Annotated in this window: 12 protein-coding genes; 4 read left to right on the top strand and 8 right to left on the bottom strand. The window is 63.0% G+C overall.

Features of this window, described 5'->3' with window-relative positions; all coding sequences use genetic code 11:
* The first annotated feature begins 241 nt into the window (after window positions 1-241).
* The gene (locus M6D32_RS08375) at window positions 242-406 is read left to right on the top strand and encodes a hypothetical protein (protein ID WP_298255223.1); all 165 of its coding nucleotides are present in this window, start codon (window positions 242-244) and stop codon (window positions 404-406) included.
* A 43-nt stretch (window positions 407-449) separates the two neighbouring features.
* On the opposite strand, the gene M6D32_RS08370 is transcribed toward M6D32_RS08375, so the two are convergent.
* The 5 genes from M6D32_RS08370 to M6D32_RS08350 form a co-directional block, all read right to left on the bottom strand.
* Entirely contained in the window at window positions 450-1,655 is a 1,206-nt protein-coding gene (locus M6D32_RS08370) for a CoA transferase (RefSeq protein WP_298255221.1), read from the bottom strand.
* A 167-nt stretch (window positions 1,656-1,822) separates the two neighbouring features.
* Window positions 1,823-4,909: a bifunctional proline dehydrogenase/L-glutamate gamma-semialdehyde dehydrogenase PutA gene (gene putA / locus M6D32_RS08365; RefSeq protein WP_298255219.1), complete on the bottom strand. Its 3,087-nt coding sequence runs from the start codon at window positions 4,907-4,909 to the stop codon at window positions 1,823-1,825.
* A 91-nt stretch (window positions 4,910-5,000) separates the two neighbouring features.
* Window positions 5,001-6,161 (bottom strand): OpgC domain-containing protein, encoded by a 1,161-nt coding sequence (locus tag M6D32_RS08360; RefSeq protein ID WP_298255217.1) that lies wholly within the window; start codon window positions 6,159-6,161, stop codon window positions 5,001-5,003.
* A gap of 581 nt (window positions 6,162-6,742) precedes the next feature.
* Window positions 6,743-6,979 carry a hypothetical protein gene (locus tag M6D32_RS08355; protein WP_298255215.1) on the bottom strand — a complete coding sequence of 79 codons (237 nt, stop codon included), beginning with the start codon at window positions 6,977-6,979 and terminating at the stop codon, window positions 6,743-6,745.
* Window positions 6,980-7,307: 328 nt separating this feature from the next.
* Window positions 7,308-9,041 carry an adenylate/guanylate cyclase domain-containing protein gene (locus tag M6D32_RS08350; protein ID WP_298255227.1) on the bottom strand — a complete coding sequence of 578 codons (1,734 nt, stop codon included), beginning with the start codon at window positions 9,039-9,041 and terminating at the stop codon, window positions 7,308-7,310.
* Between the two features lie 304 nt (window positions 9,042-9,345).
* Between M6D32_RS08350 and M6D32_RS08345 the strand changes: the two genes are divergently transcribed.
* Window positions 9,346-10,908: a glycosyltransferase family 39 protein gene (locus tag M6D32_RS08345; protein WP_298255225.1), complete on the top strand. Its 1,563-nt coding sequence runs from the start codon at window positions 9,346-9,348 to the stop codon at window positions 10,906-10,908.
* 598 nt (window positions 10,909-11,506) lie between these two features.
* On the opposite strand, the gene M6D32_RS08340 is transcribed toward M6D32_RS08345, so the two are convergent.
* Both M6D32_RS08340 and M6D32_RS08335 read right to left on the bottom strand, forming a co-directional pair.
* Complete coding sequence (locus tag M6D32_RS08340) at window positions 11,507-12,547, bottom strand: TIGR01620 family protein (protein WP_298255213.1); 1,041 nt, start codon at window positions 12,545-12,547, stop codon at window positions 11,507-11,509.
* The gene (locus M6D32_RS08335; protein WP_298255211.1) at window positions 12,544-14,019 is read right to left on the bottom strand and encodes a YcjX family protein; all 1,476 of its coding nucleotides are present in this window, start codon (window positions 14,017-14,019) and stop codon (window positions 12,544-12,546) included. Before M6D32_RS08335 ends, M6D32_RS08340 begins: the two co-directional genes overlap by 4 nt.
* A 182-nt stretch (window positions 14,020-14,201) precedes the next feature.
* Between M6D32_RS08335 and M6D32_RS08330 the strand changes: the two genes are divergently transcribed.
* Window positions 14,202-14,897: a hemolysin III family protein gene (locus M6D32_RS08330; protein ID WP_298255209.1), complete on the top strand. Its 696-nt coding sequence runs from the start codon at window positions 14,202-14,204 to the stop codon at window positions 14,895-14,897.
* Between the two features lie 28 nt (window positions 14,898-14,925).
* Entirely contained in the window at window positions 14,926-15,720 is a 795-nt protein-coding gene (locus M6D32_RS08325) for an SDR family oxidoreductase (protein ID WP_298255207.1), read from the top strand.
* A gap of 147 nt (window positions 15,721-15,867) precedes the next feature.
* Here the strand turns inward: M6D32_RS08325 and M6D32_RS08320 are convergent.
* Window positions 15,868-16,069, bottom strand: a 202-nt coding sequence (locus M6D32_RS08320) for a hypothetical protein (RefSeq protein WP_298255205.1), incomplete at its 5' end; no start/stop codon positions are given.

Raw genomic sequence — 16,069 nt, 5'->3', positions numbered from 1 at the left:
CATATTGCGGCTCCACGTTTACGAACTTCGGAATCAAAGGAGCACTAGCCAATTATATGATTCTAGTGCGGTTTAGAATTTGAAGTTCCTATGACGAGGTTACCGCGAAACTGATAGGAACTTCAAATTCACCGCACTAGCTGGGTTGGGCGGAAGCGGCAAGGACGCGCTGCCGCTTCAGGCGGTGACGCGGGCCGAAGCTTAAGATACGTTAGGTCCGAGCCACCGCAGGAGATGCGACGTGACCGATCCGACCGGCGAAAGCAAAGAGCGCAACCGCGAGATCGCCGCCAATGAAAGCGCGCGACAGACCACCAGTTCCATCCGCGTCAGCACCTGGGCGATCGCGGTTGCCGTGATCATCGGACTTGCGGCGTTCGGCTGGGTGATGGTCAACAACAAATAGCCAGTGGTCCGATTCTAACATTTCCAGGCGACGACGCCTGGCTTCACCCCACCGCGCCGGAGGCTTTCAGATTCCGGATCGAGGCCTCGTCGTAGCCGGCCTCGCGCAGGATTTCCTCGCTGTGCTCGCCGATTTCCGGCGGGCGTTTCGGTTTGACCTTGTCGCTGCCGTCGACCCAGATCGGGCTGTTGATCGTGAGCAGTTGATCGTTTTCGAACGGCACCAGCACGTCGTTCTCGATCATCTGCTGATCGCCTGGAATATCGTCGAGGATACCGACCACGCCAAAGACGAGGCCGTTGCCGTCGAGCGCGGCGCGCCATTCGGCGAGATTCCGTGTGGCGAATACCTGGTCGAAGATCGCGATCAGTTCCAGTGAGCGCGCGTGACGATCGGGTTTGGTGGAGAACCTGACATCATTGATCAGGTCTTCGCGTCCGAGACAGCGCGCCAGCGCCGGCCATTGCCGCTCCTCGTTGAGCAGCGACAGGATCAGCCAGCGGCCGTCCTTGCAACGGTAGTGGTTGGTCACGGCATTCAGCGCGCGTTCGCGCGTGCGGCGTTCCTGGAACTGCGCGCCGCAGAGCTTGGCCTGCGCCAGAACGCCGGCCGCCCACAATCCGTTTGCCATCAAATTCGAGGAAACATGCGAACCTTCGCCCGTTTTCTCGCGCTTGTAGAGCGCGGTGACGATCGCTCCGTAAAACGCCATGGCGCAAGGATGGTCGCCCATGCCAGGGATCGATCGCGCCGGTGTCGTATTCTCGTCCGCGCGCACGAGGTCCATGAGGCCGGAGCGCGCCCAATAGGCATTGCTGTCGAAGCCGGGCTTGTCGGCCTCGGCACCCTTTTCACCATAGCCGGTGAACGACGCATAGATCAGCCGCGGGCTCTTCGGCCTGATCTTTTCATAGGTGATGCCGAGACGTTTGCGCACGCCGGGCGGAAAATTGGTGATGAACACATCTGCTTCAGCGGCCAACCGATACAGCACTTCGCGCCCTTCCACCTTGGACAGATCGAGCGCCAGACTTCGTTTGTTCCGTCCCTCGAGCAGCCACGCGAAATTGTGCTGGCTGATCGGATATCCCGGCAGTTTCGGCAGGACCCGATAGGGATCGCCGGTTCCCGGCGGCTCGATCTTGATCACCTCGGCGCCGAAATCCGACAGCACGGTTGCCGCCGCGGGCGCCGCGATGAAGCTCGCGCAATCCAGAACCTTCAAGCCTTCGAAGATGCCACCTGCCATGATGAGGCCGTTCCCGTTGTTATTTCATTCCGCGCCATGGAACGCCATTCCATGTCTGGTCAATTGTTTTGATCGATAAAGATGGCTGATGCAACGGCCGTTTGCGCCGTTCTAGTGGAGTTGATCTGACATTCGCCAACCGCCCAGCCGCGAGTTCGGAAGCGCGCTTACTCCTCGCCCGACAGCAGCGCGGCGTTGCCGCCGGCCGCAGCCGTGTTGATGGTCACCGTCTGCTCGGTGGCAAAGCGCATCAGATAATGCGGCCCACCGGCCTTGGGTCCGGTGCCGGACAGGCCGAAGCCGCCGAACGGCTGCACGCCGACCACCGCGCCGATCATGTTGCGGTTGACATAGACATTGCCCGTCGGGAGGCGGTCGACGACGGCATCGATCATGTCGTCAATCCGCGAATGGATGCCGAGCGTCAGTCCGTAGCCGGCGTGTTCGATCGATGACAGCACCTCGTTGCGGCGACCGGCGGCATAGCGAACCACATGCAGAATCGGGCCGAACACTTCTTCGGTTAGTTGTCCGACATTCTTGAGTTCGAAGATATGCGGCGCGACATATTGGCCGCTCGGCGCGCTTCCCGCAAAATTCACGCGCGCTTCCCGCTTCATCCGCGCGATGTGGGCCTCAAGCCGTTGTTTGGCCTCGGCGTCGATCACGGGGCCAATATGCGTGGCGGGATCGGAGGGATCGCCGATCTTCAGCTCGCGCGCTGAGCCTGCAATCATTTCGATCATGCGGTCGGCGACTTCTTCCTGCACGAACAGGATCCGCAGCGCCGAGCAGCGCTGTCCGGCCGAGCGGAAGGCAGACGTGATCACGTCGTCGGCGACCTGTTCTGGTAATGCGGTCGCATCCACGATCATGGCGTTGATGCCGCCGGTCTCGGCAATCAGCGGCACGATCGGACCATCCTTGGCGGCGAGTGCGCGGTTGATTGCGCGCGCGACGGCGGTCGAGCCGGTGAAGACGACGCCGGCCACATCGGGGTGGGCGACCAGTGTTTCGCCGATGCGGCCATCGCCCGGCAGGAGATGCAGCGCGGAGGCGGGCACGCCGGCCTCGTGCAACAGACGCACGGCCTCAAAGGCGATCAGCGGCGTCTGTTCGGCGGGTTTGGCGACCACGGTGTTTCCGGCCATCAGCGCCGCGGTGATTTGGCCAGAGAAAATCGCGAGCGGAAAATTCCACGGCGAGATCGCGGCGAATACGCCGCGGCCGCGCAACGCCAGAACGTTGCTCTCGCCGGTCGGTCCCGGCATGGCCTGGCCTGTGCCAAAGAGTTCGCGGCCCTGCGCGGCATAGTAGCGGCAGAAATCGGCAGCTTCGCGAACTTCCGAAATGGCATCGTCGAGCGTCTTGCCGCCTTCGCGCTGCAGCAGCGCGATGAAATGCGCCCCACGCTGCTCGAGAAGATCGGCCGCGCGGTCGAGGCAACCGGCGCGCCTTGCCGCCGGCGTGCGGCTCCAGCGCCAAAATCCGGCGCGGGCGGCCGCCATCGCCGCATTCGCGTTTTCCATGGCCGGGTCGATCACGCTTCCAACGGGCATGGCGGCATCGGCGGGCGCGAACAGTTGCCGCGCCTTGCCGCTGGCGGCTTTACCGTCGATCAGGCAAGCCGCGGCGACGGGGGTGGTTTCGGCCTTGACCGCGGCGAGCACGGATTGCAGCGCCACGCGGTTTCCGAACTCGAGGCCGCGCGAGTTTTGCCGCTCGGGCCGGTAGAGATCGAGCGGAAGCGGAATGTTCGGATGACGGGCATTTTCCGCCGTGCCGATGATGTCGGCCGGACGCCGCAGCAGCTTTGCGGCCGGGACGGCATTGTCGGCGGCGAGCGCCACAAAGGAGGAGTTGGCCCCATTCTCCAACAGACGCCGCACCAGATAGGCGAGAAGGTCGCGGTGGCTGCCGACCGGCGCATAGGTGCGGCAGGCGAGGGAGGGATGATCGGAGAGCAGTTGCGCATAGAGCGCTTCGCCCATGCCGTGAAGGCGCTGCAATTCGAAGCCGCCTTCGTCGCCTGCGAGTTCGAGCACGGTCGCGACCGTCAGCGCATTGTGGGTGGCAAATTGCGGGAACAGCCGCGGCCTTGAGTCCAGCAGTTGCTCCGCGCAGGCAGCGTAGTTGAGGTCCGTCATCGCCTTGCGCGTGAACACGGGATAGTCCGATAATCCGCGCTCCTGCGCGCGCTTGATCTCGGTGTCCCAGTAGGCGCCCTTCACAAGCCGCACCATCATGCGGCGGTTCAGCGCCGTTGCGAGTTCGTTCGCGTAGGCGATGACCGCACTGGCGCGCTTCTGGTAGGCCTGGACGGCGAGGCCAAATCCGTTCCAAGCTGCGAGCGAGGGATCGGAAAACGCCGCGGCAATCACTTCCAGCGACAGCTCGAGCCGGTCGGCTTCCTCGGCGTCGACGGTGAGGTTGAGGTTGAAGGCCTTGGCGCGCCGCGCCAGGTCGATCAGCCGCGGCAGCAGTTCGTTCATCACCCGCTGGCGGCTTACCGCCTCGAAACGCGGATGGAGCGCCGAGAGCTTGATCGAGATGCCAGGCCGGTCGGGCAGGGGGCGGCTGCCGGCAGTAGCGCCGATCGCATCGATCGCGCTCGCATAGGCCGCGAAATAGCGTTCCGCGTCGGCCGCGGTACGCGCGCCTTCGCCCAGCATGTCGAAGGAATAACGCAGGGCATCATCCGAGTGCGCCCGCGCCAAAGCGGCCTCGATGGTTTCGCCAAGCACGAAATGGCTCCCCATCAGCCGCATCGCCTGCCGCGTCGCGGCGCGCACCGCGGGCGCGCCAAGGCGCTTCACCAGCCGGCCGATAGTTCCGTCAGGGGTCTCGCCCGGCTGGATTACCCGCGCGGACATTCCGAGTGCCCAGGCCGACGCATTGACGAGGAACGCGCTCGATTTGGTCTCGTGATGAACGAAATCGCCTTCGCCGAGTTTGTTCTCGATGAAGCGGTCGGCCGTGACCGCGTCGGGCACCCGCAACAGCGCCTCCGCCAGCACCATCAGCGCGAGGCCTTCCTTGGTGGAGAGCGCGAATTCGCGCAGCATGTCTTCGACGCCGCCGAGCCGATCGTCGCGGGCGCGGATGGCGCCGATCAGGCGCATCGCCGTCCGCTCGATCCGCGCGTCTCGGTTTGCGTCAAGGCGCCGAGCGCCAAGCAGCCGTCTTGCGATGGCGATATCGTCCGGCGCGTAGTCGGCCTCAAACGCCGGAACAGAAGCGGGTCCGGATTTCATCCGAAGGCTCCGATGCAGAACAGAATCTACCCGAAGCATACAATCAAGCCGCATCGGAAGGAATCGGCTTCCGCGAGCGTCCGTCGCCCGCCTAGCGGATCCCCAGTGACGCGCGCCCATTCAGCGGCGCGAGCGATTGCCCATCCTGCCGCTTCGACCACGATACATAACTTGCGACTAGCGTCATGATCACGATGCCGGAGAGGCTGACCATGATCTGCTGCACCACAGAGCCGGAACCAGTCACCAGGATAAAATGACCGGTGAAGGAGAGGAACACGCCGGCGCAGAACACCGGCAGCGCCTGTTCGCCGCAGACGATCAGCGGCGTCAGGGCGGGCGAGTTCAGGCCGGGCCAGTTTTTCGGGATCAACCGCGTGGCGAACAGCGCCATGATCCCGAAATGCAGGAGACGGTAGGGGCCGAGATTGGCCCGATCGTTTGCCATCAAGACATGGTGCAGCCAGGTCGGAAGCATATCGCCGAGCGCCGGGAACCGCGCGGCCATCGTCACGGCAAACGCAAAGACGAGGTAAGCCAGCCCGGCGTATGCCCATGCAGGCGAACGGAGCCGGGCGAGAATCCGGCTTGCGCCGCCCAGTGCGCACCACGCGCCGAGCACAAACAGCAACTGCCAGCAGAATGGGTCGAGATACCAGCTACCATCCGGAAAGGCCGACAACGTCCATTGGTACTGGCGAGCCGCGAGATAGAGCCCGACCGAGGCGGCCAGCGTGACGTTGGGAAGGCGCAACATCAGCCACAGCACGATCGGAAAACACGCCATCAGGACGACGGCGAGCTGAAGCAGATCGAGGTTGAGCGCCTTGGATTGCAACAGCAGGCCGTGGGCGACGGTGCGGACCGGATCGTCGAGCAGGCCGGCCATGTTGAATTCATAGATGATGTCCGGTGCGGCATAACGGGTGGCGACATCGCCGATCGACACGGCATAGATCGCAAATAGTACGATGAAGGCGGCATAGAGCTGCCAGGCGCGCTTCAGCACCCGCGTCGCGCCGACGATGGTGCCGCGCTCCAGCATGATGGGCGCATAGGTGAGCGCCGCGGCATAGCCCATGATGAAGACGAACACGTCGGATGCGCCGCTGAAGCCGAGGCTGCGGAGCGTGATCCAGCTCACCACGTTGTTCGGAATGTGGTCCAGAAAGATGAACCAGTTCGCCAGACCGAGAAACAGGTAGAGCCTAGTGTCGCGCGCGTTGCGCACGAGAACGGCATTGGCATTCATATCGTTAATTCGTGCGGGTAAGGCGTTCTGCCGGGTGATGTTGCGGATGCAGCTAGTGCGCTCCGCGTGGGCTTTCAACCGGGCTCGCTTTTATGTGAGTCGAAGGTGATGATTCCGCTGCGTTCATCGTTAAGCCTAGTGGAGTGGATTTGACATTCGCTATCCACCTGGCCGCAAGCTCGGAATGCGAATGTCAAAATTCTAACATTCGCAAAAGTGGCTGCTGAGAAGGGATGCGGATGTTAGAATCGGACCACTAGCGAACGGACACGAAGTTGTGAGGGTGGGAATATCTGGAATACGTCCCGAATCAAATCGCCGTCGCCGGTGCCATCGTTAACAGGCGCATCGCCGAAAGAGAAGCGCTAGAGGGGCGCGGCGTTCGCGCCATATTTCATGATCAAGGCGAGAACGATCGCGAGCAGAATGATGAAAAGAATTCGCCGTTTCATGGCGCGATTCTGACACCGCCAGCGCCCAAGTCAATTCCACGTGTGACGGCTGCCGACAATGGAGCGCTCCGGCCACAATCGGCGACCGGAGCGTCGGGAAAGCCATGGGCCGATCAATATTCGGGCCAATCAATATTCGCAGAGGTTCACGGTGCGAAGCCGATAGCCATAGGGCGTGAGCACGGGCCGGGTGACGTAGCAACCGTCGTCGAGGTAGCCGACGCCGATGCCGAAATGGCCGAAATGATGATGATACCCTCCCCAACCCCCGCCGCCCCAGGGCTTGGCGGATGCGGCCGACGGCGCAAGGGCGGCGGCGCTGAGCGAAACGCTGGCAACGAGTGCAATCGTCAGTTTGCGTAGCATGGTCGTTCTCCTCGAATGGCGCGGCAGTCGCGCGTTGCAGTTACACCCGTCAGTCGCGCCGTCGGAGACACCGGTTCGGGAGGGTTCGATCCGATTCGAGGAATTTTTTCTGAATGTCTGTTCAGGTTAGGTGGCTGGTTAAGGCCATGTAACCAAGAAGCTTCAGCTCCAACGCGTCATTGCGAGGAGCGCTAGCGACGAAACAATCCAGATATCTTGAAGGCTGGATTGTTTCGTGGAGCCTGTCATCGGGCGGGCGTTCGCCCGACCCGTTGGCTCGCAATCACGCACTTTTCTCAGCGGCGGTTTCAATCGAACGGCAACTCCGTCAGGCCGCCGCAGCCTTTTCGTCATCGACAAGCGACGAGAGCGTATCAGCGCGCTCGGCCACGCACACGCTCATCGGTCCGGTGCGGCCACGGATTTCAACGTCCTGCCGCGGCAGCGCCTCAGCTGAAAGACCTGCGGTGACGCGCAATTCGTCCGAGCAGATCATCTCGCAACCGAGACTCTTGGTCATATCCTGCAACCTTGCCGCGACGTTGACCGCATCGCCGAGCGCGGTGAACACGAGATGATCCCGGTAACCGATGTCGCCGACGATCACCTCGCCGCCATGAATACCGATGCCGAAGCGGATCGGCTGATCCAGATCGCTTTTAAGGAAGCGATTCAACTCCTCGATGTGACGGGAAATGCGCGCTGCCGCCTTCAGTGCCTGGCGACAGGCGGTCCGGCGGTCGGTCGAAAGTCCGAACAGCGCTAGTTGCCCGTCGCCGAGAAACTGGTTCGGCTGCCCGCCGCATTCGATCACGGCCTGCGACACCGCGCCGAGGAAGCGGTTGACGATAAACACCGTATCGAACGGCAGGCGGTTTTCGGCGAGCTGTGTCGAGCCACGCATGTCCACGAACATGCTGACGAGATAGCGTTCCTCGCCGATGTGGGATGGAGCGCCGCGGCGCGCCGCGATCGTCTGCGGCGTGAAGATCTGGAAAAAGGAAAGGTCCGTCTCGGGACGAAGCTGGCAGGCGAGCCGGATCGCCGGATCCGAAGCGCTTCCGACCCGGTTGAGCACGAACGCTTCGCGGTTGGAGGGCTCCGGTAAGGCCGCGCAGTCGCCGATCACGCGGATGCGGCAGGTGGAGCAGCGGGCGCGGCCGCCGCATACGCTCGCGTGCGGAACCTGGTGGCGCAGGCTGGCCTCGAGCACTGAAAGGCCTTTCGGTACGCGGACGGTGCGGCCATTGCCGTAGGAGAGCGTGATCATGCCGCCGCGCCGCTCGCGAAGGGCGCGTGCCCCGCGCGCCGCCAGCACCAGTCCAAGCAGGCCGAGATAGCCGATCATGGAATAGTCGATGATGGTTTCGAGCGTTTGCGCCTCGGCCGGCGTACCGACCTTGTCCCGCGAGAGGTTGACCGCCCGCCACGCCGGATCGGCGCTGTCCTTCATGACGATCCGGCCGCCTTGGTAGAGGCCGAGCAGGGCCAGCGTCGGCACAAGTACAGCCCCCGCCAGCAGGAAGGGGGCGGCGCGGCGGAAGAACGTTTTCAGCCGCAGCCAGAAGTAAAGGCCGATGCTGCCGTGGATCCAGGCGACGACCAGCACGATGAGCAACAGCCAGAGCCGGGCCGACATCGTCGACCAGTATCCGTGAAGCACCTGCGGGTAATGTCGGTCGAGCGCAAACAGCGTATGGCCGAGCCTGACGCCGATGACGTGCGCGGCCGCAAGCAGCGGGATGCTCAAGCCGAGCACGAGCTGCAACGGCTCGATCGCTTTCCATCGAAACTGCCGCCGTTCGTAGAGCGCCCAGATTCCGAGGCCGCCATGGATGAGGAGCGCGCTGTAAAAGACGATCGCCACCGGCAGGAACTGCCAGAACAGGACATGATAGTGCAGGCCCCAGGCTAGCGCCTCCAGCGAAATGTTGCCGAGTGCGTGGTTGAGAAAATGGCTGATCAGATAGCTATAAAGAATGAGCCCGCAGACCATGCGGACCTGGCGGACGCTGACGCCGCGGGTAAGCTTGGCGATTCTGACCTGGTTGCGCGCGATCATGCCGTTCATCGACTCATAAGACACCGGAAAATAGCGTTTAATTCCGGCCGGCACGAGGGCGGCGTAGAGCTCCGATTCCGAAGTTCGCATGATATCGCGGCAACATCTGATGCGAACTTCGGAAGCAAAGGAGCTCTAGCAACTTATTTATCCCGGTGCGGCTTTGAATTTGAAGTCCCTATGACGAATTTGCAGCAAAACTGATAGGGGCTTCAAATTCGCCGCACCGGCCGAATTGAGGCCGATGCGAGCCATGACGGGAAGTTGACACCCCAGCCGGAGTCGGGGAGAAAGCGCCGTGACGATGGCGCTTCAAGACAGCTTCCGCGGTGGTGCGGAAAAATTTCGGCCTTTGCTTGGCGTCATCGCGCTTGCCGTGGCGATGACGGTGTTGCGCGGCGCCTATGCGGGCCTGACCGATCTGCGGACCGACGAAGCGTATTACTGGACCTGGTCGAAGGAAAACGTGCTGTCGTTCCTCGATCACCCGCCCATGGTTGCCTGGTTCGTCCGCTTTGGCACCGCAATCTTCGGCGACACCAGTTTCGGCGCCCGCTTCGCAGGGCTGCTCGCGATGCTCGTGACCGAGGCGTTGCTCGCCGACATCGTCTGGCGCGTCACGCGCGACGTCCGCGCGACGATAACAGCGGTCGCGATGATGGAGGCGTCGCTTTATTTCGGGATGCTGATGACCAAGGTCGGGCCCGACGTTCCATTGGTGCTGTTCGTTACGGCGATGGCGTGGGCGCTGGTCCGGCTTGCCGAGAGCGGCAACGCGCGCTGGTGGCTTGCGGCGGGCGCTTTCGCAGGGCTTGCGGCGTTGTCGAAATTCACCGTGGCTTTGTTATTGCCGGCGATAGCCGCCTTCCTGTTGGTGCCGGCCTGGCGCGGCCGCTGGCTGCGCAGTCCTTATCCCTGGGCTGCGGCTGTTATCGCGATGGCGCTGTTCACGCCGGTCGTGGTCTGGAACATGCAGCACGACTGGGCGTCGTTCCGCTTTCAGGCAGTGCGCGCCACCGAGCAGCATCCGTGGATGCTGCGCACGCTCGGCGAATTCATCGGCATGCAGTTTGGCCTCGTCGGTTTTGTCCTGCTTCCGGTCGTCCTGACCGGCGTCGTGCTGACGGCGTGGCGCGGCTATCGCAAGCGGGATCCGGTTGCCATCCTGCTGTCGACTGCCGTTCTCGTACCCTTTGTTTATTTCCTCTGGAAATCGCTGAGCCTGCGGGTCGGCGATACCTGGCCCACGTTCATCTGGCCATTCGGATTTGCGGCGTGCGCGATCAACCTGGCGAGCATGCCGAGGGACGGATGGTCCGCGGCCTTTGTCGCGACGTCATGGCGCTGGGCGAGGGTGGCGATCGTCTGCGGCGTTGCCTTCGTCGTCGTGGTCATCTTCTATTACCTCATCGCTCCGTTCAATCTCATCGGTCGCACCGATCCGGTCGGCGGCGAGGCGGGTTACCGGCCGCTGATCGAACGCACGGAAGCCGAATTGCAAAAGACCGGCGCGACCTGGATCGCAACAACCGATTATCGCACCTGCGCGATGCTGCGCTTCTTGTTGCATAACCGCGTGCCGGTGGTGCAAATCAACGAGCGCGGGCGATACCAGGGCTTTCGCGCGCCGGACATGAGCCGGATCGCGGGCCATGTCGGCCTCTACGTCGCGCGTGAGCCTGAAAACAATCCGGCGATCGCCTTGTGGAAGTCGATTCCGGCCAAACGCGAGCCGCTCGAACACGTCGATCGCGTCTGGCGCGGGGTCCTGATGGACACTTACGCGATCGAGAAGTTTTCGGGCTGGACGCCGGAGCTGTCGCCGCCACCGGACTCGCCGCTGTTTGGCTGGCGGTGGCTGGCGTAGGGACTCGTTGTGATGGTACGACCATCAACGCACGTGTATTGGACGGAGCAATTTAACTGCCCATGGCCGAACGAGCGTAGCCTGGAAAGCAATCTCGTAAAGCCCCGACTTGTGCATTTCCGGAGATCCATGCAACAGGGCTGTGACCTGCGAGGGGCCGGGCACCTTTCCAGACGGCGTTCTACAGAGAGTCGGATCAAAAGGCCTCCCCTCACTCAGAGAGATGGGTGATTCTGAATAGCAGACCAGGGCATAATGCTTCTGTTTGGCTTGTGCGCCCCGACTAATGACATGAGCATGTGGGGGTAAACTCTGTGTTCGTCCGTGTTCGTCCTCCCACGCCGTCCATTTCCAAATCATGTCGGGTGATTGATCGGCGGGCTTGGCTCGACCAAGCATTTTGGAGAAGAGCACAGGAAGTTTGCCGCCATTTGATTGTGCCGCAACGCGCACTGCCTCTCCGAGACTACTGCCGATCCCCCACCAAAATTCGCCTCTACCAGCGTTTCGTTCAGCATTCTTCCGTCTGACGATATTCTCCAATGATTCACCGGACTCGGTCCCCATCTTGGTCCAAACGAACGGCTTGGTCATCTTTTTAGTCCTCCTCGTCCGATTCCTCGCGCTTGCGCAGCAGGTCCTTGGCGAGGTCGGTGAGCGCAGGTCGCGGCAGCGCGGCAAACGGCAGCGGCCGGGTGAGATCGATCGCAGCGAGGCCCAGCCGTGCCGTCAACAGCCCATTGAGGAATCCTTCTCCCAGGCGCTGCGACAGTTTGGCGGCCAGGCCATGGCCGAGCATTTGCTGGACGATGCTGTCGCTCGCCGCCATGCCGCCGGTAATCGCAAGATGCGCCAGCACGTGACGCATCAGCTTGATCAGGCCAAGCGTGCCGGGCCGTCCGCCATAGAGCAGCGCCAGTTGCCGGATCAGGCGAAGCGAGACCGCAAACACGAAGGCGACGTCAAACAGCGCGCGCGGGCTGATCGCGGTAACGAGCGAGACGCGCTGGGCGGCGGCTGAAATCAGAAGCCGTGCCTGTTGATCGAGCGGGTTCATCAGTTCGCGTTCGGCCAGGCGGATCATGTCGGCGCCGTCGATGATGTCGCCCGCGTGATGGGAGAGCCGGGCGCGGGCGTGGGCGAGATGCGGATTCTGATGCGCAATCTTGAGCAGATCGCGCAAGACATTGCGGCTTTCCTCGCGGTCATCGCTTGCGATCACTTCGGCGGCGCGCTGATGCAGATGTTCGATGGTTGCCAGGCGCATCAACCCGGCGGCCTCCCGCGCGCCGATGACGAGGAATGAGACGATCGCGATCGAGGTCAGCGCGAGCCCGAGCACGCCCATGCTGTCGCTGCGCGCAAAAAGGCTCTCGATCAGTTCCGTGACACCAAGCCCCGCCGCCAGCAGCACCAATCCGCCGACGGCGCCCCAGAACAGTGCGCCCCAGCGGAAGCGCCGCTCAGTGGTAAGGAGGGCCGGCTCGATCGCGACCGGCAATTGCGGCGCTTCGATTTCCGGCGTGACGTGGATCGTGCCGCGCGAGGGGCGGCCCTCTTCGTCAGGGTCGGTCACGACCACGTTGGCGTCGTCGAGCTTGAAGGTCGCAGGCCGTCGGTAGGGGGCGCGCTCGCTCATTGCAGCCGGTCTCCGATCAGAAACTGCAGCGCCCGGTCAAGGCGGATGTGCGGCAGCGCGACCGCGTCCGCGCCGTCCTGTCCCTCGCGCACGAGGCTAGGCGGTCGAAAGCGCAGGAAGCGGAAGTCCGCGTCAGATTGCGCGCTGGCAAGGCCGCGGAAGGCGCGCTCGCCCTCGAACAAAGCTTCTGGATTTTCGGGCAATTCGCCGGGAAAGGTGGCAACCTCGGTGTTGCCGTCGAAGATTTCGCCGTCGGCCTTCTCGCCTGCGATCGGCATTCCCAGAATCGACGGCAGGCTTTCGCGCTCGCGTGTCACCTGCGCTTCGCGCGTGGCGCGGACGGCGGCGAGCGCCACCACGTCGATCGCTGCGCCCGTATCCTCGGCGCGCGCGACGGCATGCGAAACCGCGCGGCGCAGCACTGCCTCCAGCCGATCGTGGCTTGAATGGTGCAGATGATCGGCTTTGGTCGCGGCAAACAGGATGCGATCGATCCTGGGACGAAATAGCGCGTTCAGGAACGTGCCGCGGCCCACCCGGAAGCAATCGAGAATGCCCCCCATCGCCGCCTCCAGGTCGAACAGCGCGTTCGGTCCGGAATTGATCGCAGCGAGCGCATCGACCAGAACCACCTGGCGATCCAGCCGCGCAAAGTGGTCGCGGAAGAACGGCCGCACCACGACGTCTTTATAGGATTGGTAACGCCGTCGCATCATCGCCCACAGCGATCCTTCCGGCGCGGTGCCGTCTTCGGGGACCTCGAGCGGCGCGAAGGTCAGCGCCGGCGAGCCCGCCAGGCTGCCCGGCATCAGGAAACGGCCGGGCGGCAACAAGCTCATCGCAAAGCGTTCGTCGCGGCAGGCGCGCAGGTAATCGGTAAACAGCCGCGCCGATGTCAGCGCCGCCTGCTCGTCGGCTGGCGCCGCGGCCTTCAGGCCCGAAAGATATGCGTGCCAGGCGGAAGCGAGGGAACTGCGGGCGCTGACGCGAGATAGTTTCAAGCTCTCATTCGCCCATTGCTCGTAGCTCTTGTCGAGCAGCGGCAGGTCGAGCAGCCATTCACCTGGATAGTCCACGATGTCGAGGGTGAGCGTGCGCTCGGCGCAGCTCGCGCGCTGATAATCGATCACAAGGCGCAATTCGCTGATGTCGACGGTCGAATTCGGCCAGGCCCGTTCGTCGACCAGTGCATGGACGTGGCGCTCATAGTCGAAGCGCGGCACGGCATCGTCGGGCTGCGGCTCGAGGCGCGCGCGGGCGATCCGCCCCGATGCGAGCGGCTCGAACACCGGAAAGCGTCCGCCGCGGGTGAGGCCGTGGATCAGCGCCGTGATGAACACGGTCTTGCCGGCCCGCGAAAGTCCGGTGATGCCGAGCCGCAGCGTCGGATTGAACAGGCCTTCGCTGAAATCCATCAGCGCGCGCGCCGAAATGCGCGCCTCTTCCACCATGTCGGAAAAATCAAAGGCCATGTGGGGGTGCGGAAACCCGGTCTTCCAGAAAGGTAATTTGGTAAATCAATCACAAAGGTGGCGATTGGCCAGCCAAAATCAAGCTTTCACATTTAGGACGCGATTTCCCGATAATCGGCTTTAGAGTTCGTTGATCGTGCCCAAGTATCATCCGGGTTCGTTTTGAAGAGTTTGTTGCCCGAATGACCGTCTTCAGATTGAAACAGTTCGCTTCGACCTCGGTCCACGCAGCGGCCGGCGCGATCCGCTGGAATTACGACCGCGCGGAACTGATCGCCGACGGCATCGTTCATGGCGTCGGCGTGTTCTCCGCCCTGATCGCCGTCACCGTCCTGATCGTGCTCGCAGCGGTATTCGCCTCGGCCTATGCGGTTGTCACCGTCTCCGTCTATGCCGCGGGCCTGCTCGCGATGCTGGGCTTCTCCGCCGCCTACAATCTCTGGCCGGTCTCGCACCGGAAATGGCTGCTGCGCCGCTTCGATCATTCGGCGATCTATGTGCTGATCGCCGCCACCTACACGCCGATTTTCGCGCAATTGCAGGACCGCGTGTTCGCGATGTCGCTGCTCGCAGGCGTCTGGGGCGTGGCCGCAGCGGGCATCGCGATGAAGCTGATTTTCCCAGGCCGTTTCGACCGCCTGGCGGTCGGGCTTTATCTCGCCATGGGCTGGAGCGGCATCATCGCCTATAATGCGGGTCTGTCGTCACTGCCAAAGGTGGCGCTCTGGCTTATCCTTGCCGGTGGCCTGCTCTACAGCTTTGGGGTAATCTTCCACGCATGGCAAAGGCTGCGCTTCCAGAATGTGATCTGGCATTGTTTCGTGCTTCTCGGCGCGGCGTGCCACTACACAGCCGTGCTCGACGTGGTTCTGGGCTGAAGTCGATCCTCGAAAATCAGGATTTGCGATGCTCCTGAGCGGCAAAATCGTCGTCGTCACCGGCGGCGCCAATGGCATCGGCCGCGCATTGTGCGAGGCCTTTCACCGTGTGGGCGCCGCCAAGGTCATCGTCGCCGATCTCGACATCGCCCGCGCGCGCACCGTGGCTGCCACGATCGATGGCGCTGCGTTCAAATGCGACGTCGCGCAGGAGAAGAACGTCCTTCACGTCATCGAGGAGACCGAGCGGCTGTTCGGCCCGATCGCATTGTTCTGCTCCAATGCCGGCATCGGCACCGGCTTCGATCCGCTTTCCGTGAATGCCGGCGGCACCTCGGACGAGCCGTTTGCGCGAAGCTGGGCCATTCACGTCATGGCGCATATCTACGCGGCGCGGCATCTCGTTCCGCGTTTCAAGGCGCGTGGCGGTGGCTATTTCGTCAACACGATTTCCGCGGCGGGCCTGTTGTCGCAGGTCGGCAGCCCCGCTTATTCCACCACCAAGCATGCCGCGGTCGGTTTTGCGGAGAATCTCGCAATCTCGCACCAGGCCGACAACATCAAGGTCTCGATCCTGTGTCCCCAGGGCGTCGATACCGACATGCTGCGCTCGATCCCGAGGGGCCCGCAATCCGGCGATGGCGACCTGTCGCCAGAGCAGGTGGCGAGTGATGTCCTCAAAGGCATCGAGCAGGAGACGTTCCTGATTTTGCCGCACCCGCAGGTGCTCGGCTACATGCGCAAGAAGACCGAGAACTACGACCGCTGGATCGGCGGCATGGCCAAGATCCAGGCGAAGCTGCGCGACGAGTTCGGCAAATAATTTCGCGATTGCGAGGAGCTGTGTGACGAGGCAATCCAGCGCTCGTCATCACCGGGCTTGTCCCGGTGATCCACGTCTCGCTTACGTTTTCGGACCAAGGCGTGGATGGCCGGGTCAAGCGCACGACCGTCCGGCACGATTTCTGCTTCATGCGGCGCGCGCAGGGAAAGCGGCTGCGCGGAACCTTCGACGTCGCTGCACTGCGCGAGTTGCGGCCAGCCCGAACTCAAATCCGGGCTGGTCTGGGGCACGCGGCGGCGGCGGTTTGAGGAGCTCGGGGATGGGGCGGCGGTGCATCAGATTGGTTTTGATCAGCCGGGCGAAGGCGAGCGGGCTTTTGACGATCTTG

Source organism: Bradyrhizobium sp., assembly GCF_027307225.1.
Classification (GTDB): Bacteria; Pseudomonadota; Alphaproteobacteria; order Rhizobiales; family Xanthobacteraceae; genus Bradyrhizobium.
The sequence above is the reverse complement of the archived record's forward strand: the minus strand, read 5'-3'. Positions and strand labels throughout refer to the sequence as shown.